Source organism: Mesorhizobium sp. LjRoot246, assembly GCF_964254115.1.
Taxonomy (GTDB): Bacteria; Pseudomonadota; Alphaproteobacteria; order Rhizobiales; family Rhizobiaceae; genus Mesorhizobium.
Genome location: NZ_CAXUSN020000001.1, coordinates 4,533,078 through 4,559,402 on the forward strand (window position 1 = coordinate 4,533,078; position 26,325 = coordinate 4,559,402).

31 protein-coding genes and 1 tRNA gene are annotated in these 26,325 nt (G+C 62.8%); 8 read left to right on the top strand and 24 right to left on the bottom strand.

Annotation, left to right across the window (positions count from 1 at the left end):
• Positions 1 to 176: 176 nt before the first annotated feature.
• The 5 genes from ACSQ3L_RS22240 (at position 177) to ACSQ3L_RS22260 (ending at position 4,909) form a co-directional block, all read left to right on the top strand.
• Positions 177 to 740 carry a polysaccharide biosynthesis/export family protein gene (locus ACSQ3L_RS22240; RefSeq protein ID WP_013532220.1) on the top strand — a complete coding sequence of 188 codons (564 nt, stop codon included), beginning with the start codon at positions 177 to 179 and terminating at the stop codon, positions 738 to 740.
• A 10-nt stretch (positions 741 to 750) separates the two neighbouring features.
• Positions 751 to 1,881 (top strand): glycosyltransferase family 4 protein, encoded by a 1,131-nt coding sequence (locus ACSQ3L_RS22245; RefSeq protein WP_436161862.1) that lies wholly within the window; start codon positions 751 to 753, stop codon positions 1,879 to 1,881.
• 94 nt (positions 1,882 to 1,975) lie between these two features.
• Positions 1,976 to 3,511: an undecaprenyl-phosphate glucose phosphotransferase gene (locus tag ACSQ3L_RS22250; protein WP_436161863.1), complete on the top strand. Its 1,536-nt coding sequence runs from the start codon at positions 1,976 to 1,978 to the stop codon at positions 3,509 to 3,511.
• Positions 3,508 to 4,776, top strand: coding sequence for an O-antigen ligase family protein (locus ACSQ3L_RS22255; protein WP_436161864.1), 1,269 nt, complete (start codon positions 3,508 to 3,510; stop codon positions 4,774 to 4,776). Before ACSQ3L_RS22250 ends, ACSQ3L_RS22255 begins: the two co-directional genes overlap by 4 nt.
• A 56-nt stretch (positions 4,777 to 4,832) precedes the next feature.
• Positions 4,833 to 4,909: transfer RNA gene (locus tag ACSQ3L_RS22260), tRNA-Pro, on the top strand.
• 123 nt (positions 4,910 to 5,032) lie between these two features.
• On the opposite strand, the gene ACSQ3L_RS22265 is transcribed toward ACSQ3L_RS22260, so the two are convergent.
• Positions 5,033 to 5,494 (bottom strand): YbaK/EbsC family protein, encoded by a 462-nt coding sequence (locus ACSQ3L_RS22265; protein ID WP_436161865.1) that lies wholly within the window; start codon positions 5,492 to 5,494, stop codon positions 5,033 to 5,035.
• A 188-nt stretch (positions 5,495 to 5,682) separates the two neighbouring features.
• Positions 5,683 to 5,970, bottom strand: coding sequence for a helix-turn-helix domain-containing protein (locus ACSQ3L_RS22270; RefSeq protein WP_436161866.1), 288 nt, complete (start codon positions 5,968 to 5,970; stop codon positions 5,683 to 5,685).
• 283 nt (positions 5,971 to 6,253) lie between these two features.
• Here ACSQ3L_RS22270 and ACSQ3L_RS22275 point away from each other — a divergent pair, with 283 nt between their 5' ends.
• Positions 6,254 to 6,868 carry a hypothetical protein gene (locus tag ACSQ3L_RS22275; RefSeq protein ID WP_436161867.1) on the top strand — a complete coding sequence of 205 codons (615 nt, stop codon included), beginning with the start codon at positions 6,254 to 6,256 and terminating at the stop codon, positions 6,866 to 6,868.
• 209 nt (positions 6,869 to 7,077) lie between these two features.
• Here the strand turns inward: ACSQ3L_RS22275 and ACSQ3L_RS22280 are convergent, their stop codons facing one another.
• The 8 genes from ACSQ3L_RS22280 to ACSQ3L_RS22315 form a co-directional block, all read right to left on the bottom strand.
• Entirely contained in the window at positions 7,078 to 7,290 is a 213-nt protein-coding gene (locus ACSQ3L_RS22280) for a hypothetical protein (protein ID WP_436161868.1), read from the bottom strand.
• A gap of 106 nt (positions 7,291 to 7,396) precedes the next feature.
• Complete coding sequence (locus ACSQ3L_RS22285) at positions 7,397 to 7,699, bottom strand: hypothetical protein (protein WP_436161869.1); 303 nt, start codon at positions 7,697 to 7,699, stop codon at positions 7,397 to 7,399.
• Between the two features lie 91 nt (positions 7,700 to 7,790).
• Positions 7,791 to 8,330, bottom strand: coding sequence for a MerR family transcriptional regulator (locus tag ACSQ3L_RS22290; RefSeq protein ID WP_436161870.1), 540 nt, complete (start codon positions 8,328 to 8,330; stop codon positions 7,791 to 7,793).
• A 133-nt stretch (positions 8,331 to 8,463) separates the two neighbouring features.
• Positions 8,464 to 8,787 carry an integration host factor subunit alpha gene (locus ACSQ3L_RS22295; protein WP_013532231.1) on the bottom strand — a complete coding sequence of 108 codons (324 nt, stop codon included), beginning with the start codon at positions 8,785 to 8,787 and terminating at the stop codon, positions 8,464 to 8,466.
• Positions 8,788 to 8,890: 103 nt separating this feature from the next.
• Positions 8,891 to 9,862, bottom strand: a complete 972-nt coding sequence (locus ACSQ3L_RS22300; protein WP_436161871.1) for a beta-ketoacyl-ACP synthase III — start codon at positions 9,860 to 9,862, stop codon at positions 8,891 to 8,893.
• Positions 9,863 to 9,871: 9 nt separating this feature from the next.
• Positions 9,872 to 10,942 (bottom strand): phosphate acyltransferase PlsX, encoded by a 1,071-nt coding sequence (gene plsX, locus ACSQ3L_RS22305; protein WP_436161872.1) that lies wholly within the window; start codon positions 10,940 to 10,942, stop codon positions 9,872 to 9,874.
• Between the two features lie 113 nt (positions 10,943 to 11,055).
• Positions 11,056 to 11,604, bottom strand: a complete 549-nt coding sequence (locus ACSQ3L_RS22310; RefSeq protein WP_436161873.1) for a YceD family protein — start codon at positions 11,602 to 11,604, stop codon at positions 11,056 to 11,058.
• Positions 11,605 to 11,607: 3 nt separating this feature from the next.
• Positions 11,608 to 12,150 (bottom strand): ubiquinol-cytochrome C chaperone family protein, encoded by a 543-nt coding sequence (locus ACSQ3L_RS22315; RefSeq protein ID WP_436161874.1) that lies wholly within the window; start codon positions 12,148 to 12,150, stop codon positions 11,608 to 11,610.
• A 114-nt stretch (positions 12,151 to 12,264) separates the two neighbouring features.
• Between ACSQ3L_RS22315 and ACSQ3L_RS22320 the strand changes: the two genes are divergently transcribed.
• Positions 12,265 to 12,780: an outer membrane protein assembly factor BamE gene (locus tag ACSQ3L_RS22320; RefSeq protein ID WP_436161875.1), complete on the top strand. Its 516-nt coding sequence runs from the start codon at positions 12,265 to 12,267 to the stop codon at positions 12,778 to 12,780.
• A 285-nt stretch (positions 12,781 to 13,065) separates the two neighbouring features.
• Here ACSQ3L_RS22320 and ACSQ3L_RS22325 read toward each other — a convergent pair whose 3' ends face one another.
• Entirely contained in the window at positions 13,066 to 15,207 is a 2,142-nt protein-coding gene (locus ACSQ3L_RS22325) for a sodium-translocating pyrophosphatase (protein ID WP_436161876.1), read from the bottom strand.
• A gap of 359 nt (positions 15,208 to 15,566) precedes the next feature.
• Here ACSQ3L_RS22325 and ACSQ3L_RS22330 point away from each other — a divergent pair, with 359 nt between their 5' ends.
• Positions 15,567 to 15,731, top strand: a complete 165-nt coding sequence (locus ACSQ3L_RS22330; RefSeq protein ID WP_436161877.1) for a type II toxin-antitoxin system HicB family antitoxin — start codon at positions 15,567 to 15,569, stop codon at positions 15,729 to 15,731.
• A gap of 6 nt (positions 15,732 to 15,737) precedes the next feature.
• Here the strand turns inward: ACSQ3L_RS22330 and ACSQ3L_RS22335 are convergent, their stop codons facing one another.
• The 13 genes from ACSQ3L_RS22335 to ACSQ3L_RS22395 form a co-directional block, all read right to left on the bottom strand.
• Positions 15,738 to 16,487, bottom strand: a complete 750-nt coding sequence (locus ACSQ3L_RS22335) for an ABC transporter permease (protein WP_436161878.1) — start codon at positions 16,485 to 16,487, stop codon at positions 15,738 to 15,740.
• On the bottom strand, positions 16,484 to 17,422 hold the full coding sequence (locus ACSQ3L_RS22340) for an ABC transporter ATP-binding protein (RefSeq protein ID WP_436161879.1): 939 nt from the start codon (positions 17,420 to 17,422) through the stop codon (positions 16,484 to 16,486). Before ACSQ3L_RS22340 ends, ACSQ3L_RS22335 begins: the two co-directional genes overlap by 4 nt.
• Positions 17,419 to 18,582, bottom strand: coding sequence for an ABC transporter permease (locus tag ACSQ3L_RS22345; protein WP_436161880.1), 1,164 nt, complete (start codon positions 18,580 to 18,582; stop codon positions 17,419 to 17,421). The genes ACSQ3L_RS22340 and ACSQ3L_RS22345 overlap by 4 nt, the downstream gene beginning before the upstream one ends.
• 255 nt (positions 18,583 to 18,837) lie before the next feature.
• Positions 18,838 to 19,749: a glycine betaine ABC transporter substrate-binding protein OsmF gene (osmF, locus tag ACSQ3L_RS22350; protein ID WP_436161881.1), complete on the bottom strand. Its 912-nt coding sequence runs from the start codon at positions 19,747 to 19,749 to the stop codon at positions 18,838 to 18,840.
• Positions 19,750 to 19,906: 157 nt separating this feature from the next.
• On the bottom strand, positions 19,907 to 21,145 hold the full coding sequence (locus tag ACSQ3L_RS22355; RefSeq protein ID WP_436161882.1) for an MFS transporter: 1,239 nt from the start codon (positions 21,143 to 21,145) through the stop codon (positions 19,907 to 19,909).
• A complete protein-coding gene (nusB, locus tag ACSQ3L_RS22360; protein WP_023798402.1) occupies positions 21,142 to 21,642 on the bottom strand; it encodes a transcription antitermination factor NusB in 501 nt (166 codons plus the stop codon). Before nusB ends, ACSQ3L_RS22355 begins: the two co-directional genes overlap by 4 nt.
• Positions 21,639 to 22,133: a 6,7-dimethyl-8-ribityllumazine synthase gene (gene ribH, locus ACSQ3L_RS22365; protein WP_436161883.1), complete on the bottom strand. Its 495-nt coding sequence runs from the start codon at positions 22,131 to 22,133 to the stop codon at positions 21,639 to 21,641. Before ribH ends, nusB begins: the two co-directional genes overlap by 4 nt.
• 250 nt (positions 22,134 to 22,383) lie before the next feature.
• Positions 22,384 to 22,872 carry a GNAT family N-acetyltransferase gene (locus ACSQ3L_RS22370; protein ID WP_436161884.1) on the bottom strand — a complete coding sequence of 163 codons (489 nt, stop codon included), beginning with the start codon at positions 22,870 to 22,872 and terminating at the stop codon, positions 22,384 to 22,386.
• A 26-nt stretch (positions 22,873 to 22,898) separates the two neighbouring features.
• Positions 22,899 to 23,192, bottom strand: a complete 294-nt coding sequence (locus ACSQ3L_RS22375) for a DUF1778 domain-containing protein (protein ID WP_436161885.1) — start codon at positions 23,190 to 23,192, stop codon at positions 22,899 to 22,901.
• An 80-nt stretch (positions 23,193 to 23,272) separates the two neighbouring features.
• Positions 23,273 to 23,890, bottom strand: a complete 618-nt coding sequence (locus tag ACSQ3L_RS22380; protein ID WP_436161886.1) for a riboflavin synthase — start codon at positions 23,888 to 23,890, stop codon at positions 23,273 to 23,275.
• Positions 23,890 to 25,005: a bifunctional diaminohydroxyphosphoribosylaminopyrimidine deaminase/5-amino-6-(5-phosphoribosylamino)uracil reductase RibD gene (gene ribD, locus ACSQ3L_RS22385; protein WP_436161887.1), complete on the bottom strand. Its 1,116-nt coding sequence runs from the start codon at positions 25,003 to 25,005 to the stop codon at positions 23,890 to 23,892. The genes ACSQ3L_RS22380 and ribD overlap by 1 nt, the downstream gene beginning before the upstream one ends.
• 2 nt (positions 25,006 to 25,007) lie before the next feature.
• The gene (gene nrdR / locus ACSQ3L_RS22390; RefSeq protein ID WP_436161888.1) at positions 25,008 to 25,487 is read right to left on the bottom strand and encodes a transcriptional regulator NrdR; all 480 of its coding nucleotides are present in this window, start codon (positions 25,485 to 25,487) and stop codon (positions 25,008 to 25,010) included.
• Positions 25,488 to 25,650: 163 nt separating this feature from the next.
• Complete coding sequence (locus ACSQ3L_RS22395; RefSeq protein WP_436163502.1) at positions 25,651 to 26,310, bottom strand: hypothetical protein; 660 nt, start codon at positions 26,308 to 26,310, stop codon at positions 25,651 to 25,653.
• Positions 26,311 to 26,325 lie beyond the last annotated feature (15 nt).

Sequence of the window (26,325 nt, forward strand, 5' to 3'; positions counted from 1 at the left end):
AGGGTTTACTGGCGAGCGAGAAACAAACTTGCGAAAAAATCATAAACTCTTGCCGATGCGCCATGCGCCAGCCGCTCCCTTTACCGGCCATTAACCCTAACAGGATGATAACGGACCTCGATCCCTGATGTTTGCTGCGACGCCGCAGCGGCCCAGTCGAAGGTACCTGTCCGGTCATGAAAAGCACTGCTTCCCTGTTTCGCGCTCTGCTTGCCGTATCGATGCTTGCTGGCTGTTCCAGCTACCGGCCGACGCCGGCGGCCTTCCATGAGGTGCTCGATCAGCCCTATCGTCTTGGCGCCGGCGACCGCGTCCGCGTCACCGTGTTCGAGCAGGACGGGTTGACCAACACCTACAGCGTCGACCAATCCGGTTACCTCTCCTTCCCGCTTGTCGGCGCCATACCGGCGCGCGGCCACACCGCGCAGCAGATGGAAAAAGAGATCGCCGACAAATTGCGGCAAGGCTATCTGCGCGATCCCGACGTTTCGGTCGAGATCGACCGCTACCGGCCGATCTTCGTCATGGGCGAAGTGGGCGCCGCAGGCCAATACTCTTATGTCCCCGGCCTGACGGTGCAGAAGGCAATCGCCATTGCCGGCGGTTTCACGCCGCGCGCCAACCAGGAAAGCGTCGACATCACTCGCGACATCAACGGCAAGGTGATGACCGGCCGCGTGGTCACTTCCGACCCGCTGCTTCCTGGCGATACCGTTTACGTCCGCGAACGTCTGTTCTGACAGATACCAAGTGGCGGACACGCTCAGGATCGTCCATTGCTTTCGTTCACCCGTCGGAGGAATTTTCCGGCATGTGCGCGATCTTGCCGAGGCGCAGGTCGCGGCCGGACATTCCGTCGGCATCGTCTGCGATTCGACGACGGGCGGCGAGTTCGAGGAACACCTGTTCGGGCAGATGAAAGACATGCTGGCGCTCGGCATCCATCGCACGCCGATGCAGCGCCATGTCGGTCCGGGCGACCTCGCCTCGGCCTGGCGCACTTACAGGATCATCAAGGAATTGCGGCCGGACGTATTGCACGGGCACGGCGCCAAGGGTGGCGCCTATGCCCGTCTGTTCGGCTCATTGTTGCGGGTATCAAGGTCTCGCGTAGCCCGCCTTTATTCGCCGCATGGCGGCTCTCTCCACTATGACGAGAACACGACCACCGGAAAGCTGTTCTTCGCGCTCGAGCGCTTCATGGCCCGCTTCACCGACTACCTGCTGTTTGTGTCCGACTATGAAAGGCGAACCTATCGCCACAAGGTCGGCGAGCCGCCCATTCCCAACACCTTGGTCTACAACGGCCTGCGCGCCGCCGAATTCGAGCCGGTGAGCACCGAGCCGGATGCAGCCGATCTGCTTTATATCGGCATGATGCGCGACCTGAAGGGACCGGACATCTTTATCGATGCGCTCGCCCTTGCCGGCCCCCAGTTCGGCCGCGCGCTGACCGCTGTTATGGTTGGCGACGGCGACGACCTGCCGCGTTACCATAGGCAAGTGAAGCGCCTCGGGCTTGAGCACCATGTCCGCTTCCTGCCACCGATGCCGGCCAGGGAGGCGTTTGCGCTGGCAGCGCTGGTCATCGTTCCCTCGCGCGCCGAAGCCATGCCCTATATCGTCCTGGAAACGCTTGCTGCGGGAAAGCCGATGATCGCCACCGCCGTCGGCGGCATACCGGAGATCTTCGGCACCGGTTCCCCTGCCCTGATCCGGCCCGACTCAGTCGAGCTTGCCGACAAGATGAGCCAGGCACTGGCCGACCCCGCCGCCTATAGCGACCTCATGCCCGATCACGCCGACCTCGAGGCCCGCTTCGGCGCCGATGTGATGGCCGCGGACATCGAGAAGGCTTACTTCGCCGCGCTCGGCAAATAACCCGCAGGGCCAAGCCGTTCCAAAGCCGTGCGTTGTTTCAAGGGTTTCTTAGCTCTCTTTTGCTATTCACGTCGGGAAGCTTGCGGAAAGCCCCATGAACGAGATCGACCCCGCGCGCCGCTTTTCAGCAGAGGCGGTGCGTAAATTCGACGGCCCGGCCGATGGCGACGCGCCTGGCGGCATGAACAATGTCGCCCGCCAGGTGGCTTCGCAGTACAGGCGCGATACCATGTCGCCGATCATGGTCAGCGGCGTCCTGCGCATGGTCGAATTCGGCTTGCTGTTCCTGTCCGGGCTCGCGGTCTATTTCCATTTTGTTGGGTTCTTCAATTACCTCGCCTGGCAGTATCCGGTGACGATCGCCGCCGGGTCGTTCCTTGCCGTGGTGCTGCTCGACGTCACCGACTGCTACCAGATCGTCGCCCTGATGCGGCCGATCGCCAATTTCGGCCGTGTCCTGCTGGTCTGGGCCGGCACTTTCGCCCTCATGGCGCTGACAGCGTTCGTCATGAAGATGTCGGAAGACTATTCACGCCTTTTGTTCGGCAGCTGGTTCGTTATCGGCTTCGTTCTCATCTTCGGCCTCAGGCTGGTGATGTCGAAGCTGATCCGGGCCTGGGCGCGCGATGGCCGCATGGAACGGCGCGCCGTCATCGTCGGCGGCGGCAAGGCGGCGGAAATCCTAATCCGCTCGGTCGAAAAGCAACCTTACAACGATATCCGCATCTGCGGTATCTTCGACGATCGCGGCGACAAGCGCTCGCCGCCCATCGTCGCCGGCTACCCCAAGCTCGGCACCATTTCGGAACTAATCGAGTTCGCCCGCATCGCCCGCATCGACATGCTGATCGTGTCGCTGCCGCTGACCGCCGAATCGCGCGTGCTGCAGTTGCTGAAGAAGCTCTGGGTACTGCCGGTCGACATCCGACTGTCGGCGCATTCCAACGCGTTGCAATTTCGACCGCGCGCCTATTCCTACATCGGCGCGGTGCCGATGCTCGACATCTTCGACAAGCCGATCAACGACTGGGATTCGGTCGCCAAGCGTGCCTTCGACATCGTCTTCAGCCTGATCGGCATCGTGGTGTTCTCGCCGGTGATGCTGGCGACCGCCATCGCCATCAAGCTCGACAGCAAGGGACCGGTGCTGTTTCACCAGAAGCGGCACGGTTTCAACAACGAGATCATCGAGGTCTACAAGTTCCGTTCGATGTATACGGACAAGGCCGACCCGACCGCCAAGCAGACGGTGACCAAGAACGACCCGCGCGTCACCCGCGTCGGCCGCTTCATCCGCAAGACCTCGATCGACGAACTGCCGCAGTTCTTCAACTCGCTGCTCGGTTCGCTGTCGCTGGTCGGCCCGCGCCCGCATGCCATCGCCGCGCAGTCGCACAACCTGCTCTACAATGAAGTGGTCGACGGCTATTTCGCGCGCCACAAGGTCAAGCCGGGCGTCACCGGCTGGGCGCAGATCAATGGCTGGCGCGGCGAGATGGACACCAACGAGAAGATCCGCATGCGGACGGAGTACGATCTCTATTACATCGAGAACTGGTCGCTGCTGTTCGATTTGCGGATCCTGTTCCTGACGCCGATCCGGCTGCTCAACACGGAAAACGCCTATTGAGCGCGATCGCCCATGATGTGCCGCGCGCGGCGGTCAACGCCAAGCTGATCGCGCTGATTTCGTCGGGCGCGGTCTTCCTCGGCATTCTGCTGTCCGGCTTCGTCATCAGCGAGCCGGCGCCTTATGAACTCTACACGGCCGGGCTGATCGCCATCTGGGCACTTTTCGGCTTGAGGATTTCCCGCGCCGCCACGCCGCTGCTGGTGCTGCTGGTGACGATGAATATTGGCGGCATGATCTCCATGACGCAGATGGCGGACCTCGCCAACACGCCGCTCTATCTCGCCGTGTCGCTGTTTCTCGCCTTCAGCGCGGTGTTCTTCGCATCGATCACCGCCGTGCGGCCGAGCCTCTACCGGCTGATCTTCATTGCCTATGTGGTTTCTGCAGTGGCGACCTCGCTGCTTGGCATCGCAGGCTACTTCCACGCCTTTCCGGGTGCCGAGATGTTCACCAAATACGACCGCGCCGCCGGCGCCTTCCAGGATCCGAACGTGTTCGGACCGTTCCTGGTGTTGCCCGGCATCTATCTGCTCTATTTGCTTCTGACCGGACCGGTCACGCGCATGCCGCTGCTGGCTGTGCCGCTGCTGATCATCACTGCCGGCATCTTCTTCTCCTTCTCGCGCGGCGCCTGGGGCATGTTCGCCGTCTCGGCCGTCCTGCTCACCGGCTGCCTGTTCCTGCAGAGCGCCAGCGGCATGTTCCGTCTGCGCGTGGTGGTGATGACCATTGCCGCGCTGGCACTGCTGGTCGTCGCCATGATCGTCATTCTGCAGCTGCCCGGCGTGTCGGAGATGTTTTCCAACCGCGCCCATCTCGAACAGAGCTACGACACCGCCCGCCTCGGACGCTTCGCCCGCTACGCAATCGGCTTCCAGATGGCGATGGAGCATCCTTTCGGCATCGGCCCGCTGGTCTTCGGCACGATCTTTGGCGAAGACACCCACGACATCTGGCTAAAAATGCTGATGGATTATGGCTGGCTCGGCTTCGTGTCGTTCCTCGCGCTTGTCTTGTGGACGATAGCAGCCGGATTCCGCATCCTGCTGCGCGACCGGCCGTGGCAGCCGTATCTCTTGTGCGCCTATGTCGCCTTCATCGGCAATATCGGGCTCGGTACCTTCATCGACATCGACCACTGGCGCCATGTCTACTTGCTGCTCGGCCTGATCTGGGGCGCCATCGCGCTGGAATACCGCCATCAGCGGATGTTGCGGCCAGCGTTGCAGCGCTCGCCGGCACCCGCCATCGCAGCGGGATAAAAGTCGCGGAATTCGGTTGACCCGCACAGGGTTATCACGATACATCGCGACCGGTCCGGAGTGTAGCGCAGCCCGGTAGCGCACTTGACTGGGGGTCAAGGGGTCGTCGGTTCGAATCCGGCCACTCCGACCATTTCAAAGCAGGACTTGCCCCCGAAGTCCGCCTCTCCAGATGTCAGGTCAGACGGGCCAGATCTCGGATCAGGGCAAATCTCAGAACGTGTCCTTTACGGTCCTTGCTCGGACCTCCGAGCGCCTACCCTTGACACACATCCACCCACTCAGCGCCGGTAATCTCGACCATGCGCCGCGGGCTGATCCGCACGGCCGCGTTGGTGGCGCCGGCGGCAGGCACGACCTCGTCGAACTCGCGCAGCGACTTGTCGCAATAGACCGGCAGCGGTGCCGGCAGGCCGAACGGGCAGACGCCGCCGACCGGGTGGCTGGTCGCTTCGACAACCTCGGCGGCGTCGAGCATTCGCGGCTTGCCCCCGAACTGGTCCTTGAACTTGCGGTTGTCCAGCCTGGCGGTACCGCTGGTCACCACCAGCATGGTGCGGTCGCCGACGCGCAGGCAGATCGTCTTGGCGATCTGTGCCGGCAGCACGCCATGCGCCTCAGCCGCCAGGATCACCGTCGCCGAACTCGCTTCCGTGACGATGACATCGATGTCGGGCGCGTGGGTGGCGAAGAAGGCACGAACGGATTCCAGGCTCATCGTCAAAACCCACGATTCAAAAACCTTGATGGACAGCAGATTGCTGTCCAGCAGCCGAAGCCGTCGCGCGTATAAGCACGTGCGACAGACGAATCGGCAAGCCCCAGGCTGAAGCAGTGAGGCTGCGGCAGGTACAGTGAACCCGCCAAGGGGGCCTTGGCGGGTTCACTGGAATGCATGGTGGCAATTTATGCCGGGGATCGGCCCAGCGCCGTCGGCGCCGGCGCGGCCGGGGTGACCGGAGCCTCCTGGGGAAGTCGAAGCGCGGACACAATACGACGCAGCTTCAACGGATCCGTTATCTTGCCGTTCTCGATATCCTCAATCTCGTCAACCGACAGACCGCATGTCAGGGACAGCTCTTCCACGCTGTAGCCACGGGTCTCCCGCATCGCTCTGAGGGTGGTGCTGTAATCTGGCCCGCTCCCGTTGGCTGCCGGGTCGGAGAGGGCTTCGCTTTTCGCATTATGGGGCATTGGCAACTCCATGACTGAAAGAGTTTGATCAAATGAGGAGTGTTGCCTGAGACGATCGGGAACATGCCCGCTCGCCGGCGATTTGCCAAGAGCCAAAACGACCGTCACGGGATCGTGAACCAGCGCCTTGCGCGGCCTCTCGCGCACACGTCGCGATCAAGTTGTTTTGAAGGCCTGATCGGCCTTTTGCCGGCAGTTTCGCCGCGCCCGTTCGTTATCTCCCGAGTCGCTGGCGTGAAACCATCCGGTTCCAGCCAGCTCGTTCCCGGAAGGATTTTTTGCAATGAACTTGAAGACCGTCATGGTCGTGCTCGGCACGATTTCCAGCCTTTCCTTCGCCGGTGCCGGCGGCGCCCAAGCCGCCGACGCTCTGCGCGTGCGCGGCACGGTGGTCAGCTTCGAACCCACGCTGCTCACCGTGAAAACCCGCCAGGGCGATACGTCAGCGATCAAGCTCAAGGCCGGCTGGAAGATCTCGGGCGTCGCCAACGCCTCCGCAAAAGACATCAAGCAGGGCGATTTCCTCGGCATCGCCTCCGTCTCGAAGGCGGATGGCGGCAGTGGCGCCCTTGAGGTGGTGGTTTTTCCGGCCGCGTTGAAAGGCACTGGCGAGGGTGACCGTCCCTGGGACCTGCAGCCAAACAGCCGGATGACCAACGGCACCGTGGCCGACGTCACCGACATAAGCGGGCGATCCGTCACGCTGACCTACGACAATGGCCGTACGAAGAAGATTTCGATCCCCGACACCACGCCTGTCGTGACTTTCGCGCCGGCCACGCCGGCCGACCTCAAGCCCGGTGCGACGGTCTTCGTTACCGCCGAACGCGAGGCTAACGGTACACTGAGCAGCGGTCGCGTGGTGGTGGGAAACAATGGCGTCGTCCCGCCGATGTGAGGGAAAACAGCCGGCAAGGGGCGGCTTTCAGCCCGGATGGTGACGGTGGCTGGACCACGCAGAAACAGTCCAGAAACAAGATTCTACGATCGGGAAATACTGGCGAAAAAATTCAGGAGCGTAATTCCATTCGCGGCGGCCAGGCTATCGACCCGATCCATATGCGCCCGCGAAACAAAAGGAAACGATCCATGAAGAAGTCCCTCCTCTCAGCTCTCGGGCTTGCAGTCGCACTGGCTTTCACGGTCCCGGTGATCGGTGCGACGAGTGCGGACGCGGCCCCGATGGCGAAGCATCATCGTCACCACCATCATCATCGCCACCACGTCCGCTACCACCATCATCATCACCATCACCACGTGAAGAAGGTGTAAGCCCGGCAGACTTGCCAACGACAGGGCCGGCCTTGGCTCGTTGTTCAAGGCTGGCCTTCTCCTGGCTTTATGGCGCGTAGGCTCGACACGATTTGGGCGCACCAAGTTCATCGAATGACAGCGCCAGCTATCTCCAATATCCGAGCACCGCTCCTCAGCGCCGGCTGAACAGCAGACTGGCGACCAGCCCGAGCACCACAAGGCCGACGGCAGCGGCCGCCGCCGGATGGTCGCGAGCCGACTTCTCGATCACCCTGCCCTGTTTGCGGATTGCCGGCATGGCATCGCGCAGACGCCCCGCAAGATCGGAATAGGTGTCGAGCGCGGCATCGCGACCGTCTTCGTAGTAGGCGCCGCTCTGCTTGGCCACGACCCTCTTCAAGCTGGCCAATTCCTTGGCGAGAGCCGCGACCTGCCGGTCGAGATCGATGTCCGAGAAGGTCGAATATGAAGCCATGACGTGTTTCCTTCAATTGCAGAAGGAAGCGTAACGCCTCACCGAAAGTCGGGTTCCGGTTTCGAACTATCGACGTTGCGTCGAACTGCGGTCAGCGCACCTGGTCAAGCAGGCGCTTGCATTCCAGGAGGTCGAACAGCGCCTCCTGCAGCAGCGCGCGATTGTCACGCGAGAGCTTAGACGCGTCCGGCTGGACCGGACCGTCCTCGTCGCTTTTGCCCATACCGAAAAAGCGGCGGCTGGGTTTGACCCGCGGCTGGCCAACCAGTTCGTCGTCCATGCCGCGCGGCTGTGCCGCGGGCGTCAGTGGCACCTGATCGGCCTGCTTGCGCTGCGAGATCGCCTCGACGGCGGCCATGTCGCCATTGCCGATGGCGACAAGGAATTGATTGCCGTTCTCGCGCAACAGCTTCTGCACGCCCTTGATGGTGTAACCCTGATCGTAGAGCATGTGGCGGATGCCTTTGATCAGCTCGACATCCTGCGGCCGATAGTAACGGCGGCCGCCGCCGCGCTTCATCGGCTTGATCTGGTTGAAACGCGTTTCCCAGAAGCGCAGCACATGCTGCGGCAGATCGAGATCCTCGGCGACCTCGCTGATGGTACGAAAGGCGTCTGGGCTCTTGTCCATGGGCGAATCCTCACGCTGGACGACGATCCGGCTTACCTTTCCGAATCGGGTCTTATTTCAGCGGTTTATGAAGCAATATTCAAGCCCGGCGTCATGGCGGCAGCGGTTTTCAACCGCGCAATAGACGATAAGGCTACTTGCCGCTTTTGGCCTTGCCGCTTTGATGGGAGCGCAAGATACGGCTCTTCAGCACGTTCGACGACTTGAAGGTCATCACCCGGCGCGGCAGGATCGGCACTTCTTCGCCGGTCTTGGGATTGCGGCCGATGCGCTCGTTCTTCGAGCGGACGTGGAATGTCGCGAAGGACGATAGCTTCACCGTCTCGCCACGGACGATGGCTTCGCAGATTTCATCCAGCACCGCTTCGACGAGTTCGGCCGATTCAGTGCGCGACAGGCCGACCTTCCGGTAAACTGCCTCGGCAAGGTCGGCGCGCGTAAGTGTCTTTCCCCCCATGCGACCGTCCCATCAGCTCAAAACATAAAATTCGACACAACAACGGCAGAGCCTAAGTAATTGATCCGGCAAGGTCAAGGACCGAAACCGGACCGTTCGGCACTTACCAGCGAACCAGAACAGCGCCCCAGGTGAAGCCACCACCCATCGCTTCCAGAAGGACGAGATCGCCCTTCTTGATGCGGCCGTCGGCGACGGCCACCGAGAGCGCCAGCGGCACGGAAGCAGCCGAGGTGTTACCGTGCAAATCGACAGTCACCACCACCTTTTGCTCGGCTATCCCGAGCTTCTTGGCGGAAGCGTCAATTATTCGTTTATTGGCCTGGTGCGGCACGAACCAGTCGAGATCATCAGCCGATATGCCGGCTTGCGAGAACGTCGCTTCGATGACGTCGGTGATCATGCCCACCGCATGCTTGAAGACTTCGCGGCCCTCCATCCGGAGATGGCCGACCGTGCCCGTGGTCGACGGCCCGCCGTCGACGAAAAGCTTGTCCTTGTGCGTGCCATCGGAGCGCAGGCTGGCCGCAAGAACGCCATGGTCGGCAATCGTGCCCGCACCCTCGCCTGCTTCCAGGATCATGGCACCGGCGCCGTCACCGAACAGCACGCAGGTCGAGCGGTCGCTCCAGTCGAGGATGCGCGAGAATGTTTCCGAGCCGATCACCAGGACGCGCTTGGCCAGGCCGCCGCGGATGTAGAGATCGGCTGTGGTGACGGCATAGACGAAGCCCGAGCAGACCGCCTGCATGTCGAAGGCAAAGCCATGATGCATGCCGAGCCGGTTCTGGATATCGACGGCAGTGGCCGGGAAGGTGTTGTTGGGCGTCGAGGTCGCCAGCACGATCACGTCGATGTCGGCGGGCGTCAGACCCGCATTGGCGAGTGCCGCGCGCGCCGCCGCCTCACCCAGCGAAGCCGTCGTCTCGTCGTCACCGGCGATATGGCGCTGGCGAATGCCGGTGCGCTGGGCGATCCACTCGTCGGACGTTTCGACCATGCCTTCGAAATCGGCATTCTTCATGATTCTGCGGGGCAGCGCGGCGCCCGTGCCGCGCACGACTGATCTGATCAAGGTTCTTTCCTATTCCTTTGCGTCGGTAACGACGTCGGATTTCCTAGCTGTCAGGGCATGCGGGTTGCGCGCATGGAACAGATCCAGGTCGGCCTCGATGCGGTCTAGCAGATTGTTGCGCACCATGTCGTAACCAAGCTCGATCGCCGCGGCGAAACCGTCCGAATCAGCTCCGCCATGGCTCTTTACCACGATGCCGTTCAGCCCCAGGAAGACGCCGCCATTGGAGCGACCGACATCCATCTTTTCGCGCAGGCGATCGAAGGCACCCTTGGCGAAGACATAGCCGATCCTGGCCATCAGCGTCCGGCCCATCGCCGCGCGCAGATAGCCAGAGATCTGGCGAACCGTGCCTTCCGCCGTCTTCAGCGCGATGTTGCCGGCAAAGCCTTCGGTGACGACGACGTCGACCACACCCTTGCCGATGTCGTCGCCTTCGACGAAACCGTGATAATTCATCGAAGCCATGTTGGCTTCGCGCAGCATGCGCCCGGCCTCCTTGACCTCTTCCTGGCCCTTGATCTCCTCAACGCCGACGTTGAGCAGCCCGACGCTCGGCCGTGCGACGCCGAAGACGGAACGCGCCATGCCGGTGCCGAGAATGGCAAAGTCGATGAGCTGGTGCGCATCGGCGCCGATGGTGGCGCCGACATCCAGTACCACGCTCTCACCGCGCATTGTCGGCCAAAGGGCCGCTATCGCCGGGCGATCGATGGTGGCCATGGTGCGCAGGCAGAATTTCGACATCGCCATCAGCGCGCCGGTGTTGCCGGCGGAAATGCAGGCGTCCGCCGTGCCGGTCTTGACCGCCTCGACGGCCTTCCACATCGACGACTTCCAGCGGCCGTGGCGCAGCGCCTGGCTCGGCTTGTCGTCCATCCTGACCGCGATCTCGCAATGAAAGAATTCGCTGACCTCGGCGAGCTTGGGAAACTTGGCGAGTTCCGGGCGCACGACCTCCTCACGCCCGAAGATGACGAAGCGGATGTCGGGACGGCGGGTCGCGACCGTCATGAGCGCTGGGATGACCACGGCTGGTCCGTGATCGCCGCCCATGGCATCGATGGAAATCCTGATCACGCGGTATTTATCTCACGGTTAGGCGGCAGGTCGCTTTAGCGACCGCGAAGGTTCGGCGAAAATAACGGTTTTGGGCTGCCGCACAACCGACTTTTCCGTCGCGGGCGAGGTTTTCAGGATTTTCCCAGCAGGGATCGCAGTTTTTGCTGAAATTCATTCTCCGCCAGTTCGGTCCCGCCACCGACATCCAGCGACGCACCCTGCTTGCGCGGATAGGGGTCGATAGCCAGTCCGAAATACTGCTCGGCAAGTGCCCCGACGTCGATCGTGTCACCGGAAAATGTTTCGGGACTGTCAGGGCCTTCCGCATCGAGCAGTATCTCGCCGCCACCATCGAAACCCTGTCGTCCCAGCTTGGAGTCCTCTGGCAGCAACAGCGCTTCGACCGGCTCGTCGATATGCGCTTCGACAGGCTCGAGCGTAACGATGCAGGCCTGGGTGATGTCAGCTTCGACGCGACCGCTGATCTTCACGCCATTGCGCTTCCATGAGGCCACCAGAAGCTCGGCGCGATAGGATTCGACCGAAAGCAGCCCATGTTCCTCCGCAAGTGCGGCACGTTGGGCAGCGTCGGCCTCGATCACCACCGGCAAGCCCTTTTGCGGCAGGCGGGTGACGTTTGCGCGGAAGGAGACCGGGCTTTGCGGGTCGACATGCTTCATTGTTCAATCTCCCTTGGCGACGGGAAAGGCCAGCGTGCCGGAGACAATCGAATCGGACGGCTGCGCGGCCAGCTGATTGCAGGCATCGATGACATAGTCGGCCAGCAGCGGCGCTTCGGGCCAGGCGCCGGCATCGGGCCGGACATTGCGGGCAAGGGCCGCGGTGAGCCCGTCGCGGTCGTTTCTTTCCAGCGCATCATCATAGGCGGCGGTTCGGCCATAAAACATCTTTGCCAGCTTTTTCATACGCTTGGGCACGCCAACGTCGCCAATGCCCAATTCCCGCAGCGAGTGATCGACGTCCAGGAAGAACTCGTCGATCAGCACCTGAGCAACCTCTTGCGCCACGCCGCCATGACCGCGCAACCGGTGCTGGAACAGGAACATGTGCAGCGACAACATCTCGAAACGGCCAAGCGGCGTGTCTGGCACATTCCAGTGGGAATAAAACACAGTTTGCCGCGCCGCCGCCACGATTTGTGCGTAAAGCGCCTCGGTGATAGCGCGGTTGGCGTGGCGTTCGCGGCCAAAAATGCGCTGGAACATTGGGGATGGTCTCCTGGGGACCGTTTGTTGAAGTGGCCTTGTTGCATCGGCAAGCAAGCTGGTTTACCGGTTTCGCGGCCCAGCGCAAGTTGCGGCCAGCTAATGGAGTTGTTGTTGCGCGCGCTGAATTTCAAGTCGACCTTCTCGTCCAGGCCCGCCGGCGCGATCTCGCTGCTGGTTATCATTTCGGCGCTATCTGCCTGCCACACCTCCAAGATGATCGGTGACCTCAGCCCCAGCGAGACGCTGACGCAGGGTTACGTCATCGACCAGCAGGCAATCGATTCGGTGCCAGTCGGTTCCAGCCGCGAGCAGGTGTTGCTAGCGCTCGGCACGCCGTCGACGACGGCGACCTTCGACAACGAGGCGTTCTACTACATCTCGCAGACGCGCAAGCGCTACGTCGCCTTCGACAAACCCAGGCTCATTGATCAGAAGGTGCTGGCGGTCTATTTCGGCGCCGACGGCCGCGTCACCCAGATTGCCAATTACGGGCTGAAAGACGGCAAGATGTTCGACTTCGTCTCGCGCACCACACCGACCGGCGGCAAGGACCAGAACTTCCTCAGCCAGATCATCAACGGCGCCAGCAAGCTGGCGCCGGGCGTTCCGGGCGGCGGCACTCCCTGATCTCAGACCTGCCTTCCTCTCGAGGAGAGCAGCACCATCTCAGGCGACCAAAAACCCGCGGGAGCGATCCCGCGGGTTTTTGTTGTGGCCACACTCAAGGCAAGGCCGGCGGTATGCTTGCCGGCGGCCTGCAGAACCGTCGAAGCACGAGCCGGATGGATGAGGTGCCGGCCATCTGCCGCAGATAGCGCGAAGATTGATATTTTGAAGCATCGATCTTGGCTTCGCACAAAAAAACCCGCGGGATCGCTCCCGCGGGTTTTGTTTCGAGCAATTGCTCCGTGATCAGCCGTGTGCGAGCACCGCCAGCAACAAGAGCGCCACGATGTTGGTGATCTTGATCGCCGGGTTGACCGCCGGACCGGCGGTGTCCTTGTAGGGATCGCCGACCGTGTCGCCGGTCACCGAAGCCTTGTGCGCTTCGGAACCCTTGAGGTGCTTGACGCCGTCCTTGTCGATAAAGCCGTCTTCGAAGGACTTCTTGGCGTTGTCCCAGGCGCCGCCGCCGGAGGTCATCGAGATGGCGACGAACAGGCCATTGACGATGACGCCGAGCAACGAGGCGCCCAGCGCTGCAAAGGCCGACGCCTTCGAACCGGAGATCAGCAGCACACCGAAATAGACGACGAGGGGCGCCAGCACCGGCAGCAGCGACGGGATGATCATTTCCCTGATTGCCGCCTTGGTCAGAAGGTCGACCGCGCGTGCGTAGTTCGGTTTCGAGGTGCCGGCCATGATGCCCGGATCCTCGCGGAACTGTTTGCGCACCTCCTCGACGATGGCGCCCGCCGCACGGCCAACGGCCGTCATTGCGATGCCGCCGAACAGATACGGGATCAGGCCACCGAAGATCAGGCCGGCGACGACGTAAGGGTTGGAAAGATCGAAGGAGATCTCGCCCATGCCCTGGAAGTACGGATATTTGTCGCCATTGGCGGCAAAGAACTTCAGGTCGTTCGAGTAGGCTGCGAACAGCACCAATGCGCCGAGACCGGCCGAACCGATGGCGTAACCCTTGGTCACCGCCTTGGTGGTGTTGCCGACCGCGTCAAGCGCGTCGGTGGAGTGGCGCACTTCCTTGGGCAGGCCGGCCATTTCGGCAATGCCGCCGGCATTGTCGGTGACCGGGCCGAAGGCGTCGAGGGCAACGATCATGCCGGCAAGGCCGAGCATCGTCGTGACCGCGATCGCCGTACCGAAGAGACCGGCGAGCTGATAGGTCGAGATGATGCCGCCGACGATGACGATGGCCGGCAGCGCCGTCGATTCCAGCGAGACCGCAAGGCCCTGGATGACGTTGGTGCCGTGACCGGTGACCGACGCCTGGGCGATGGAGTTGACCGGGCGCTTGTTGGTGCCGGTGTAGTATTCGGTGATGACCACGATGAGACCGGTCACCACGAGGCCGACGAGGCCGCAGATGAACAGGTTCTTGCCGGTGATGGCCATGCCGGAAACGGTGCCGATCTCGCCCCAGCCGAGGGTGACCGAGGTGGCGACGCCAAGGCCTACGATGGACAGCAGGCCGGTGACGATCAGGCCCTTGTAGAGGGCGCCCATGATCGAGCCGTTGGAACCGAGCTTGACGAAGAAGGTGCCGACGATCGAGGTCAGGATGCAGGCGCCGCAGATGGCGAGCGGATAAAGCATGGCCGCACCCAGAACGGCGGTGCCGCCAAAGAAGATGGCAGCCAGAACCATGGTGGCGACGACCGTCACCGCATAGGTCTCGAACAGGTCGGCTGCCATGCCGGCGCAGTCGCCGACATTGTCGCCGACATTGTCGGCGATGGTGGCCGGGTTGCGCGGATCATCTTCGGGAATACCGGCTTCGACCTTGCCGACGAGATCGCCGCCGACATCCGCACCCTTGGTGAAGATACCGCCGCCGAGACGGGCGAAGATCGAGATCAGCGATGCGCCGAAGCCGAGCGAGACCAGCGAGTCGATGACGATGCGGTCATTGGGCTGAAGGCCCAAGAAGTGGGTCAGGACAAGGTAGTAGATCGATACGCCGAGCAACGCCAGGCCAGCAACCAGCATGCCGGTGATGGCGCCCGATTTGAAGGCGATGTCGAGGCCGGCGGCGAGGCTGTTCGATGCGGCCTGCGCCGTGCGAACGTTGGCGCGAACGGAGACATGCATGCCGATGAAGCCGGCGGCACCCGAAAGCACCGCACCGATCAAGAAGCCGATCGCGGCGGTGATGGACAGCAACCACCAGGCGAGCAGGAGGACGACGACGCCAACGATGGCGATGGTGGTGTACTGACGCGCCAGATAGGCTTGTGCGCCCTCGCGGATGGCCGCGGAGATTTCCTGCATGCGTGCATTGCCCTGATCGGCCGCAAGGACCGAACGTGTCGCCCAGATGGCGTAAAGGATTGAAAGCAGGCCGCAGGCGATGACGGCGGAAATAATTGTCATTGCCGGATTTTCCTCGATTGATGGCCCAAAAGAACCCCTCCCTGGGCCGTTGAGACAAAGACCGGATTCCGTGCACGGAATCCGCCTCTTCGCAGCGGTGTATGCGAAACAGGGCTCGGAACGTCAAGATATTGTTCGGTTTTTGCCCGGCTTTCGCCCAAAAGTGGAAAGCGGCGGCGCCTCTATCGGCGTCATTGTCGAATTAGATCGATTGAATGGGGCTGATTTCCGGCTGGTTGCCAGTGAGAGAGGGAGACGCTCAGGCTGATCCGAACCCACGTTGCCGAGCAGGCCGCGCAGCCACTGCTTTGCAAATGCTCATCGCGAGCATATCTTCTTGGCCGGACAGGAGTTGATCGATGAAGTTCAAAGCTATCGTCCACGAAGCCGAAGAAGGTGGCTTCTGGGCCGAGGTCCCCGCCATTCCTGGGTGCGCAACGCAGGGAGAAACCCTGGACGAGCTGTTGGCAAATCTGCGCGAAGCCATTGAGGGCTGTCTCTCGGTCGATCCGCCGAAAATCTGACCCCGGCTACTCAGCCTCCCGGCCCATGCGGCGCGCCGTGTAGCGCTCGATCGCCGACAGACCGTCATAGATCAGCACGGCAAGGGCTGCCACGATCAGGCCGCCCTGCAGGATGAAGGCGAGGTTGTTGGACAGCAGCCCGGCGATGATCACTTCGCCCAGCGTCTTGGCGGCCACTGTCGAGCCAATGGTGGCGGTGGCAAGGCTGATCACCACCGACAGCCTGATGCCGCCGAGAATGATCGGGGCGCTGAGCGGCAGTTCGACCTTGGTGAGCCTTTGCCAACCGGTCATGCCGGCACCACGCGCCGCCTCGACGACATTGGCCGGCAGCGTCGTCAGGCCGGTCAGCGCGTTCTCGAAGATCGGCAGCAGGCCGTAGAGAAACAGCGCGATGAGCGTCGGCTTTTCGCCGAAGCCGACCGCCGGCACGGCAAGCGCCAGCACCGCAACTGGCGGAAAGGTCTGGCCGATATTGACCAGGCTGCGCGACAGCGGCAGGAATTCGGCGCCGGCGGGCCTGGTGACCAGGATCGCAAGCGCCACAGCGACGATGGTCGCGGCCACGGTGGCGACCAGAACGGTGCGCAAATGCAGCAAGGTCAGCGTCAGCAGGCTGCCCTGATTGTAGATCACCGGCGCATTGTTCTCGGTCAGCGGCTTCAGCAACGGCTCGAACCAGCCGGGATTGGTGACGAAGGCGACGAGCAGCGCCACCACGGCAAGCCTGAGCAGCGATGGAAGCCAGGCTTTCATGCCGGCCTCGCCGCGCGCTTCACCAAACCATCGACCGTGACGCGGCCAAGCGGCTTGCCGTCGGTGCCTGTGACAGGCAACGCCGGCCGGCCCGACCACAACAATTCGGCCAGCGCATCGCGCTGGCTGGCGTCGCCGGGGATCGCTTCGCCTTCGGCGGAGCCCTTTTCCACGGCGTCGCGGACGCGGCCGAGCGACAGCAACCGGAATGGTCTTTCGCTGGCGCCGACCAGGGTCTCGACGAAGGCGCTTGCCGGTTTCGCCAGGATCTCGGCGGGTCTGGCGTATTGCACCAGCTTGCCGGCATCCATGACCGCGATCTTGTCGCCCATGTGCACGGCCTCTTCCATGTCGTGGGTGACGAGAATGATGGTGGTGCCGAAGCGCTTCTGGATCGCCAGCAGATCCTCCTGCGCCTTGGTGCGGATGATCGGATCGAGCGCGCCGAACGGTTCGTCCATCAACAGCACGTTGGGCTCGGCGGCGAGCGCGCGGGCAACGCCGACCCGCTGCTGCTGACCGCCGGACAGTTCGTGCGGGTAGCGCGGCCCGAATGCTTCGGGATCAAGCTGGTAGAGCGTCATCAACTCGTCGACGCGGGCCTTGATGCGGTCCTTGCTCCAGCCGAGCAGCACCGGCACGGTGGCGATGTTCTGCGCCACCGTGCGATGCGGAAACAAACCATGGCCCTGGATTGCATAGCCGATGCTGCGGCGCAGTTCGTAGCCGGGTAGCGAGCGATTGTCGGCGCCATCGAGCTTAATGACACCTGCGGTCGGTTCGACCAGTCGGTTGATCATGCGCAGCAGCGTCGTCTTGCCGGAACCGGACGTGCCGACGATGACGGCGATGGTGCGCGGCTCGATGACCATCGAGACGTCATCGACCACCGTTGTCGCGTCATAGCGCTTGGTAATACCTTCGATCTCGATCATGCCGTTTCAACCCTGCGCTTGGTGGCAGTCATTTCGATCACCGCGTCGAGGACGATTGCGGCGGCAAAGGCGAGCGCGACCGTGGGCACGGCGCCGAGCAGCACAAGGTCCATCGCCGTCTGGCCGACGCCCTGGAAAACAAACACGCCGAAACCGCCACCGCCGATGAGTGCGGCGATGGTGGCAAGGCCGATGTTCTGTACCAAGACGATGCGGATGCCGGTGAGGATGACAGGAAAAGCCAGCGGAAACTCGACGCCGAACAGACGCTGGCGATCGGTCATGCCCATGCCCCGCGCGGCGTCGTTGGCGGCGCGCGGCACCCCGGCAAGGCCGACCACCGTGTTGGCCACCACCGGCAGCAGCGAATAGAGGAACAGCGCGACGAAGGCGGGCGCCGTGCCGATACCGCGAATGCCGAGCGCGGCGGCTCCCGGCACATGCGTGGCAACCCAGCCGAGCGGCGCGATCAGCAAGCCAAACAACGCGATCGAGGGAATGGTCTGGATGATGTTGAGCACGTTGAGAACGCCGGCGCGCAGTCTTTCGACGCGGTGGCAGAGAATGCCGAGCGGCAGGCCGACGACCACCGCGGCAAGCAGCGAACCCAGCGCCAGCGTCACGTGCTTGGAGCCTTCGGCCCAGAAACTGTCGGCACGGTTGGCGTATTCCTTGAGAATGGAAAGGTCATTCCAGCTTCCCGAAATCAGCAAAAGACCGACCGTCGCCGCCGCCACCACCAACGCACCAACGCGCATCCATGGCGACAGGTTCAGCCTTGTCAGCACATCGGCCAGCAAAAGCGTGAAGGCAAAGATCAGGACCCAGAAACCGGAGGCGGGCGAAACCCTCGCAAAGGTGTTGCCCGCCGGCGTGAGAAATGTGCCGGCGACGCCGATCAGCAGCGCCAGCGCGGCAAGCACCACCACGCTGGCGGCAAGGCGCAGCGCAAGCGGTGTCTTGAACAAAGCAATGAGCGCGGCGACGACGATGATGACGAGCAGCAACGGCCCGGTCGTTGCCGGCAGCGCCTCGAGAATCGAGCGCGCCTGGCCGGGCACGATGCGGTTGGCGCGGAACGTGGCAAAGGGCGCGGCGAAAGCCGCATAGGCTGATATCGCGGCGATGACCACGCCGAGCTTGTCGAGGCGGGGGGTCATGAAGCGGACCCGTGCAGAGCGGTGTGCCCCGAGGGAGATGCGACTGCAGGGTGGAAGGTTCCGCGCGAGGCGCCCCCCTCTGGCCTGCCGGCCATCTCCCCCTCAAGGGGGGAGATCAGATGTCCCAATGGCTTTCGCCAATTTTCACTGCAAGGAGAGTGCCGGTGCCGACACAGCCAATCTCCCCCCTTGAGGGGGAGATGGCCGGCAGGCCAGAGGGGGGCGCCTCGCACCGGCGTCACGATCTCAGGCTTGCTACTTCAAAAACCCGTTCTTCTTCAAAAAATCCTCGGCAACGCCTTTGACCGGCTCGCCGCCGACCTGCACGCGACCGTTCAGTTCCTGCAATGTAACGAGGTCGAGCTTGGCGAAGACCGGCTTCAGCAGCGTCTCGATCTCGGGATGTTCCTTCAGCACCGCTTCGCGGATGATCGGCGCCGGCTGGTAGACCGGCTGCACGCCCTTGTCGTCTTCCAGCACAACGAGCCCGGACGGTGCGATGCCGCCATCGGTGCCGTAGACCATGGCTGCGTTGGCGCCATTGGTCTGGTTGGCGGCCGCGGCGATGGTTGCCGCCGTGTCGCCGCCCGAGAGCGTGATCAGCTGGTCAGGCTTCAACGTGAATCCGTAGGTGGTCTGGAAGGCCGGAAGTGCCGCCGCCGAATTGACGAACTCGGCGGAAGCCGCCAGCACCACCTGACCGCCGCCCGCGACATATTTGCCGAAGTCGGTGAGCGTGGCGAGCTTGTTGGTCTCGGCGACCTCCTTGCGCAGCGCGATCGCCCAGGTGTTGTTGGCAGGTGACGGCGACAGCCAGACGATCTTGTTGGCGTCGTAGTCGAGCTTCTTGGCCGTCTCATAGGCCTTGGCAGCATCCTTCCAGACCGGGTCGTCGGCCTTCTCGAAGAAAAAGGCGGCGTTGCCTGTGTATTCGGGATAGATGTCGATCTCACCGGCGGTGATCGCCTTGCGCACCACCGGGGTGCCGCCGAGCTGGATGCGATCTGTTGTCTTGATGTTGTTGGCGTTGAGAACGAGCTGGATGATATTGCCGAGCACACCGCCCTCGGTATCTATCTTCGAAGAGACAACCACCTGGGCGCTGGCGGAAGCCGCGGTGATGCCGAGCGCCAATGCCGCGCCGGCCAGAACCTTGACTGAAAACATCGTGAAAACCCCTTGCTATGAACCGAAATGCGGTGGCCGCATATGAGCATGGCTCAAACGCTCCGTCGGGGCATACGGTTTCATAACAATAGGCGCAGACGCAATAATTTTGTTCCGGTGCGATAGGTTCGGCCGGGATCGTGCTGACAGCGCCGTGTCAGGTGAAGCGGCGGAGGGATCGGGCGTCGGCTTTGCGCAAGCCCGTCAGCTTGAGCGCGCCGAGTGCCACGAAGCACAGGACGGTGACCGGAAAAATCATCCAGTTCAGCATCTCCCAGCCCCAGGCATTATAGACCATGCCCGACATCAGCGAGGCGCAGGCGACGGAGCCGAACAGGACGAAGTCGTGGAAGCCCTGCACCTTGCCCTTTTCCGATGTCCGATAGCTGGCTGCCACCATCGCGGTGGCGCCGATAAAGCCGAAGTTCCAGCCAAGGCCGAGCAGGATCAGGGACGTCCAGAATTGCCACAGCGCCAGCCCCGACAGCGCGACGATGGCGCAGCCGATGAGCAGGATCAGGCCGGTCGCCACGATGCGCTCGGCGCCGAAGCGATGGATCAGCGAGCCGGTGAAGAAACTCGGGGCGAACATCGCCATGACGTGCCAGGAGATGCCAAGCGTCGCGTCATCCTCCGACAGCCCGCAGCCGACCATGGCCAGCGGTGCGCCCGTCATGACGAAGCTCATCAGCGCGTAGCTGCCGACCGCGCAGAAAAGCGCGGCGACGAAACGAGGCTGCGTGACGATTTCGGCCAATGGCCTGGCGTCGCCCTCGGCGATCTCCACCTTGCCGGATGCTTTCGCCGGCAGCCGCAGGAACGACAGGATGACGGCGCCGACCGCGGCCAGCGGCAGGATGGAGACGAATGAACCGGCAAACATCACCGGCGCCAACAATTCGCGGGTGAAGATGACGATCTGCGGCCCAAGGATAGCGGTGACGATGCCGCCTGCCAGCACGAAGGAGATGGCGCGCGCCTTGAATTCAGGCGGTGCGTTGTCAGCGGCGGCGAAGCGGAACTGCTGGACGAAAGCGCCGCCGATACCGATGGTGAGCAAGCCAAAGGCAAAGAGCCAGAAGCTGCCTTGATAAAGCGCAAGTGTGGCGATCAGGCCGCCAAGCGCCGTGACGATGGTGCCGGTCATGAAGCCGCCGCGCTGGCCTATTCCGCGGATGATGGCCGCCGCAGGCAGCGCGCCAAGCGCCACGCCGATGTTGAAGCCGGTGATCGGTGCCGTTGCCAGAGACTTGTCAGGACCAAGCAGGTATTGCCCCGCCAGCGCCCCCATGGAGATGGCGATGGGGGCGGCAGAGCCGATGATCGCCTGTGAGGCCGCGAGGATCAAAGCGGTGCGGCGCGCTTCCTTGCCTGCCCCGATGGCGATTGCCGTCATGATGCGTCCTTGCCGCGCCCCTCGCCACGCACCCGGCGGGACACACGGTCGAGCACGGCATTGACCAGCTTCGGCTCGTCTTCCTCGTAGAAAGCCTTGGCGATGTCGACATATTCGGAGACGATAACCGCGACGGGTACATCCTCGCGCTTCATCAGCTCGTAGACGCCTGCGCGCAGGATGGCGCGCAGCGTCGAATCGAGCCGCGACAGCGGCCAGTCCTCGGTCAGCGCCTGGCGGATTATGGGGTCAATGGTCTTCTGGTTCTCGACGACTCCCGCCAGGATGGCACGAAACCATTGCGCATCGGCCTCGCGATAGAGCGCGCCGTCGACTTCCTTGCCAAGACGAAACGCCTCGTATTCGGCGGTGATCTCGAAGACACCGCTGCCGGCGACATCCATCTGGTAGAGCGCCTGCACGGCGGCCAGACGGGCAGCACCGCGCTTGTTGGCGTGGCGCACCGCGGGCTGGCCGGGCGAAGCGGGTTCGCTCACGATCGCGCTCCCAGTTGTTCCTTGAGGGCAATCATAGTCAGCGCCGCACGCGCGGCAAAGCCGCCCTTGTCGCCTTCCGAGCGCTTGGCGCGAGTCCAGGCCTGGGCGTCATTCTCGGTGGTCAGGATGCCGTTGCCGATGCAGACAGAGTCTTGCACGCTCAGATCCATGAGCGCGCGGCTGGATTCATTGGCGACAATGTCGAAATGGTACGTGTCGCCGCGGATGATGGTGCCGAGCGCAACAAAGCCGTCATAATGTGTGCCGCCTTCCGTCGCGCCGTCCAGTGCAAAAGTGATCACCCCGGGAATCTCGAGCGAACCTGGAACAGTGACGACATCATAAGTCGCGCCCGCTTCATCGAGTGCGCTTGTCGCGCCTTCGAGCAGCGCGTCGGCAAGGTCGTCGTGAAAGCGCGCTTCGATGACGAGAAGGTGGGCCTTCGTCTTCGGGCGGATGAACGCTTTGCCGTGTTGGGATGTGCCAGCCATAAAAGTCTCCGGGGAGTTGCCGGTGACTTAGGCCGAAGCCGGGGTCATCGCAAGCGGAAGATTGCTGGAGGTGTATCGGGCCTACCTCCTCTTTGGGCAAGGTGCGGGAACCTGGCAGTCAGCACCAAGGCTTTCAGCCCAGGCAAGAACGGCTTCATGATCCACAACACGGCCGGCATCTACATCGGCTAATGCATCCCGTGTCAGCCGTTCTTCGTCTTTGGAAATCCTCCTGTCCATCAATCCTTCCTCATTTGAATAGCTCTGCGATATCAACCATCGGCCGGAAGAGCTTCATTGGCTGTTCTGGGAACGGTAAGAAACTCTCGCGTTGGTAGAAGCGGCGTGCATCTTCGTCCTTAGCATCGACAATAACGGCAAACGAGGCAATCTCGCTCCTGACGCAACGGGACAGGGCGTCGGCAAGGAGATAGCGGCCATAGCCTTGTCCCTGATATCGCCGATCAACGGCAAGACGCCCCAGCAACGTGGCCGGAATGAGCGGGTAACGGGGGAGCTTGCGAACGGTTTGGGCAGGCCAATCGCCAACATTCACGGCAGTCGAAGAGAGCGTGTAGTAGCCTGCGATGGCTCCATCCGGTAAAACCAGTGCGAATGGCGCGGCAATGTTCTTACGAGCGTCTTGTCTTGCCTGAATCTTGAGATATCGATCGAGCGGTTCTGCGCCGCTCTCGAATGAGGTTCTGTCGTGCTGCGGGCCAAGCACCTCAACCCGCAAACGCCCCTCAGTCGAGCCCACCCCCCTCAGGTGCCAGTGGCTTGACGATACCGACGCACCGTATCGCGCAGACGATCGTTCACAGGTTTCGGATTGACAAGAGCATTCACGAACGCGCGGCTGTCGCGCACGGACAGATCGAAGCGCTGATGCTCCTCAATGGCTCGGCGGGCAGCCTCCTGAACGCTGGTCAAGACAAAATCCGTCACCGTTCGACCCTGAAGTGCCGCAGCATGCTCGATAAGGTTCTTCTGGTCGGCCGTGACGCGTGTTTCTAGACGCTCGCCACGGACACGACTACGTGGTGGATGTGCGGTCATCGTCGTTCTCCTGGCGCCAATGTACGGCCAATGGCCGGGAATTTCAAGACTGCAAGGAAGTGACGTAGCATCGGTAGCCGTCAAAGCCCTTCTTTCGCCGCCTCGACCAGCCGCGCCGCATAACGCGCCATCGTGTCGATCTCGATATTGACGCGGCCGCCGACCTTGCGCTCGCCCCAGGTGGTCACGGTCAATGAGTGGTGGATCAAAAGCACGTCGAAGCGCGCGCCTTCCACCTTGTTGACGGTGAGCGAAGTGCCGTCTAGCGCGACCGAACCCTTTGGCGCAATGAACTTCGCCAGGTCGCGCGGCGCCTCCAGCGTGAAGCGCACCGCGTCGCCCTCATCCTTGCGCTCGATGATCTCGGCCATGCCGTCGACATGGCCCGAAACGATGTGGCCGCCGAGTTCGTCGCCGATCTTCAGCGCCCGCTCCAGATTGATCCGCGTGCCCGACTTCCAGCCCATGGCCGTCGTCAGCCTGAGCGCCTCTTCCCAGGCCTCGACCTCGAACCAGCGTGCGTTCGAGCTGCTGTCGGGCAAGCCCGTAACCGTCAGGCAGACGCCGCCGCAGGAGATCGAGGCGCCGATGGCGATGGTCTGCGGATCATAGGCGGTGTCGATGCGCAACCCTACCCCTTCCCTGAGCGGCTTGACGGAAGCAACGGTGCCGACATCGGTGACAATCCCGGTAAACATCAGATATCCCTTATCCACTCGGCATAGCTGTCTTCGCCGAAACGCATATCGCGAAGCTTGCGAAATCCTGCCGGGATGTGGTTAGCGTCAATCGGCGATGCAATGCCGTCATCGCCGATCGCTTCCGGCCCCTGGAACAGCACGATGCGGTCGACCAGCCCGTCGGCCAGGAACGCGCTCGCCACCTTGGCGCCGCCCTCGACCAGCAAGCTTGCCATGCCGAGCGCGGCCAGATCCTCGAGCAGTTCCGGCAACGCGACACCGCCTTCATGGGTCTCCGTGCCGATGAAGCGCACGCCGGCGCGTTCGAGTGCTGCACGCCGCAGCGGATCGGCCTCCAGGCAAGCGGCGACATAGAGCGGCACCCGGTCCACGCCCGAAACCAGCTTCGAGGCCTCCGGCAACCTGATCTGGCGGTCGAGCACGATGCGTGCAGGCGAACGGTTCTCCAGCCCCGGCAAGCGCACTGTCAGGGCCGGATCATCCTCAAGAGCCGTGCCGATACCAACCAGTATGCCGTCCGCCTCGGCCCGCATCAGATACACCTCGCGGCGCGCGATATCGCCGGTGATCGACACCTGCCCACCGCCTTCCCGGCCGATCTTGCCGTCGCTGGAAAGCGCAAGCTTGAGAATCACTTCTGGGCGTTTTCTCAACGATCGGATCATATAGCCGGCCATCTGCTCGGCGGCTTGCTCGGCCAACACCTTCTCGACCACCTCGACACCGGCGGCACGCAGGATCGCGTAGCCCTTGCCGGACACGCGCGAATCGGGATCGCTGGCGGCGCCGACGACGCGCGCGACACCGGCATTGACCAGCGCATTGGCGCAAGGCGGCGTACGGCCGTGATGAGCGCAGGGTTCGAGCGTGACATACGCGGTGGCGCCACGGGCGAGCGCGCCGGCCTCGGCTAGGGCCTCGGTCTCGGCATGCGGGCGGCCGCCGACAGCGGTGACGCCGGTGCCGACGATCATCGGACCATTGCCGTCGTCACGTACGATCAGCGTGCCGACGGAAGGGTTGGTCGCGGTGCGTCCGGCATTTTTGCGCGACAGCCTGAGCGCCGCCGCCATGAAGCGGCGATCAAGTGCGGCCTGTTCGCTTGCAGACATGCTCAGCTGGCGTCCTCGTCGCCCTTGATTTCGTCGCCCTTGAGTTCGCCCAGCAATTCGTGAAAATCCTTGGCCTCGCGAAAATTGCGATAGACCGAGGCGAAGCGGACATAGGCGACATCGTCGAGCGACTTCAGCGCTTCCATGACCAACCGGCCGACCTCGCCGGAGGCGACTTCGGTCTCGCCGGAGCTTTCGAGCTGGCGCACGATGCCGGTCACCGCACGGTCGATGCGTTCGGGGTCGACATTGCGCTTGCGCACGGCGATCTCCACCGAGCGCAACAGCTTGTCGCGGTCGAACGGCACTTTACGGCCCGATTTCTTGACCACCACGAGATCGCGTAACTGCACGCGCTCGAAAGTGGTGAAGCGGCCGCCGCAATCGGGGCAGACGCGCCGCCTGCGGATCGCCGCGCCATCCTCGGCGGGGCGCGAATCCTTCACCTGCGTATCTTCTGACTGGCAATAGGGACAGCGCATGGAGAAGCCTATGGTTGGCGAATCTGGTGAAGCGAAAGGCTTAGAGGTTTTTGCAACGATGGCAAAGTATCGCCAACAGCCCCTCGCCTCTCAGCCACAGAGATAGCGAGGCGGAAGCAAGATTGCCAGCCTCGCCAAGCAGACAGATAGCGTGCCGATGTCGTCAGGGGGCGACGTCGGCGGTGGGGAACCCGCACGATGCGCCGAGGCTGCGATAGGCCTTGGTGAAGCCGTCCATGGATATGCTTCCAACCGGCGCGTCGCCAAAGGAAACATCAAGCACCGATGCATGGCGCATGGCGCGCAAGAGCGCCAGGCTGGTCTTGGCCTGATTGTCCACGGTCCAGCTGAGCCGGCCGTTCACGGCACCATCGGAATGGAGTTTTGCGGCGACGTGGCCCTTGTCGTCACCAAAGGTGGCCGCGACCGACTTGCCGGTCGGCAAGGCCTTGTTGTCGACGGCCATCGTTATGGATGGATAGGCGTCCGGCGGCAGCGCATCGCCGTTCGTGATGATGAGCGTCAGAGTGCCGCTCTCGCCGCCAGCGCCGATAAAGGCGGTCGAGGCGGCGCAGGTCTTGCGGAGATCCTCACCGGTGTCGACCTCGTCGACTAGGGTCGACCACCTGCCGAAGGTTTCGAGCTTGGGTGCCAACGGGGCCGGCGCCGCGGGCGCTGCCTGAGCAGGTGCAGGTTGCGCGGGTGCGGCCTGAATGGGGGAGGTTTGGGCGGGGGCGGTTTGCGCCAAGGCATTGCCTGAGAATGGCAAGGCCGTCAAAGCGGCCAGGGCACCAGCGACGGCAACGAGACGAACAATTCGCATCATCAAGGCTCCAGT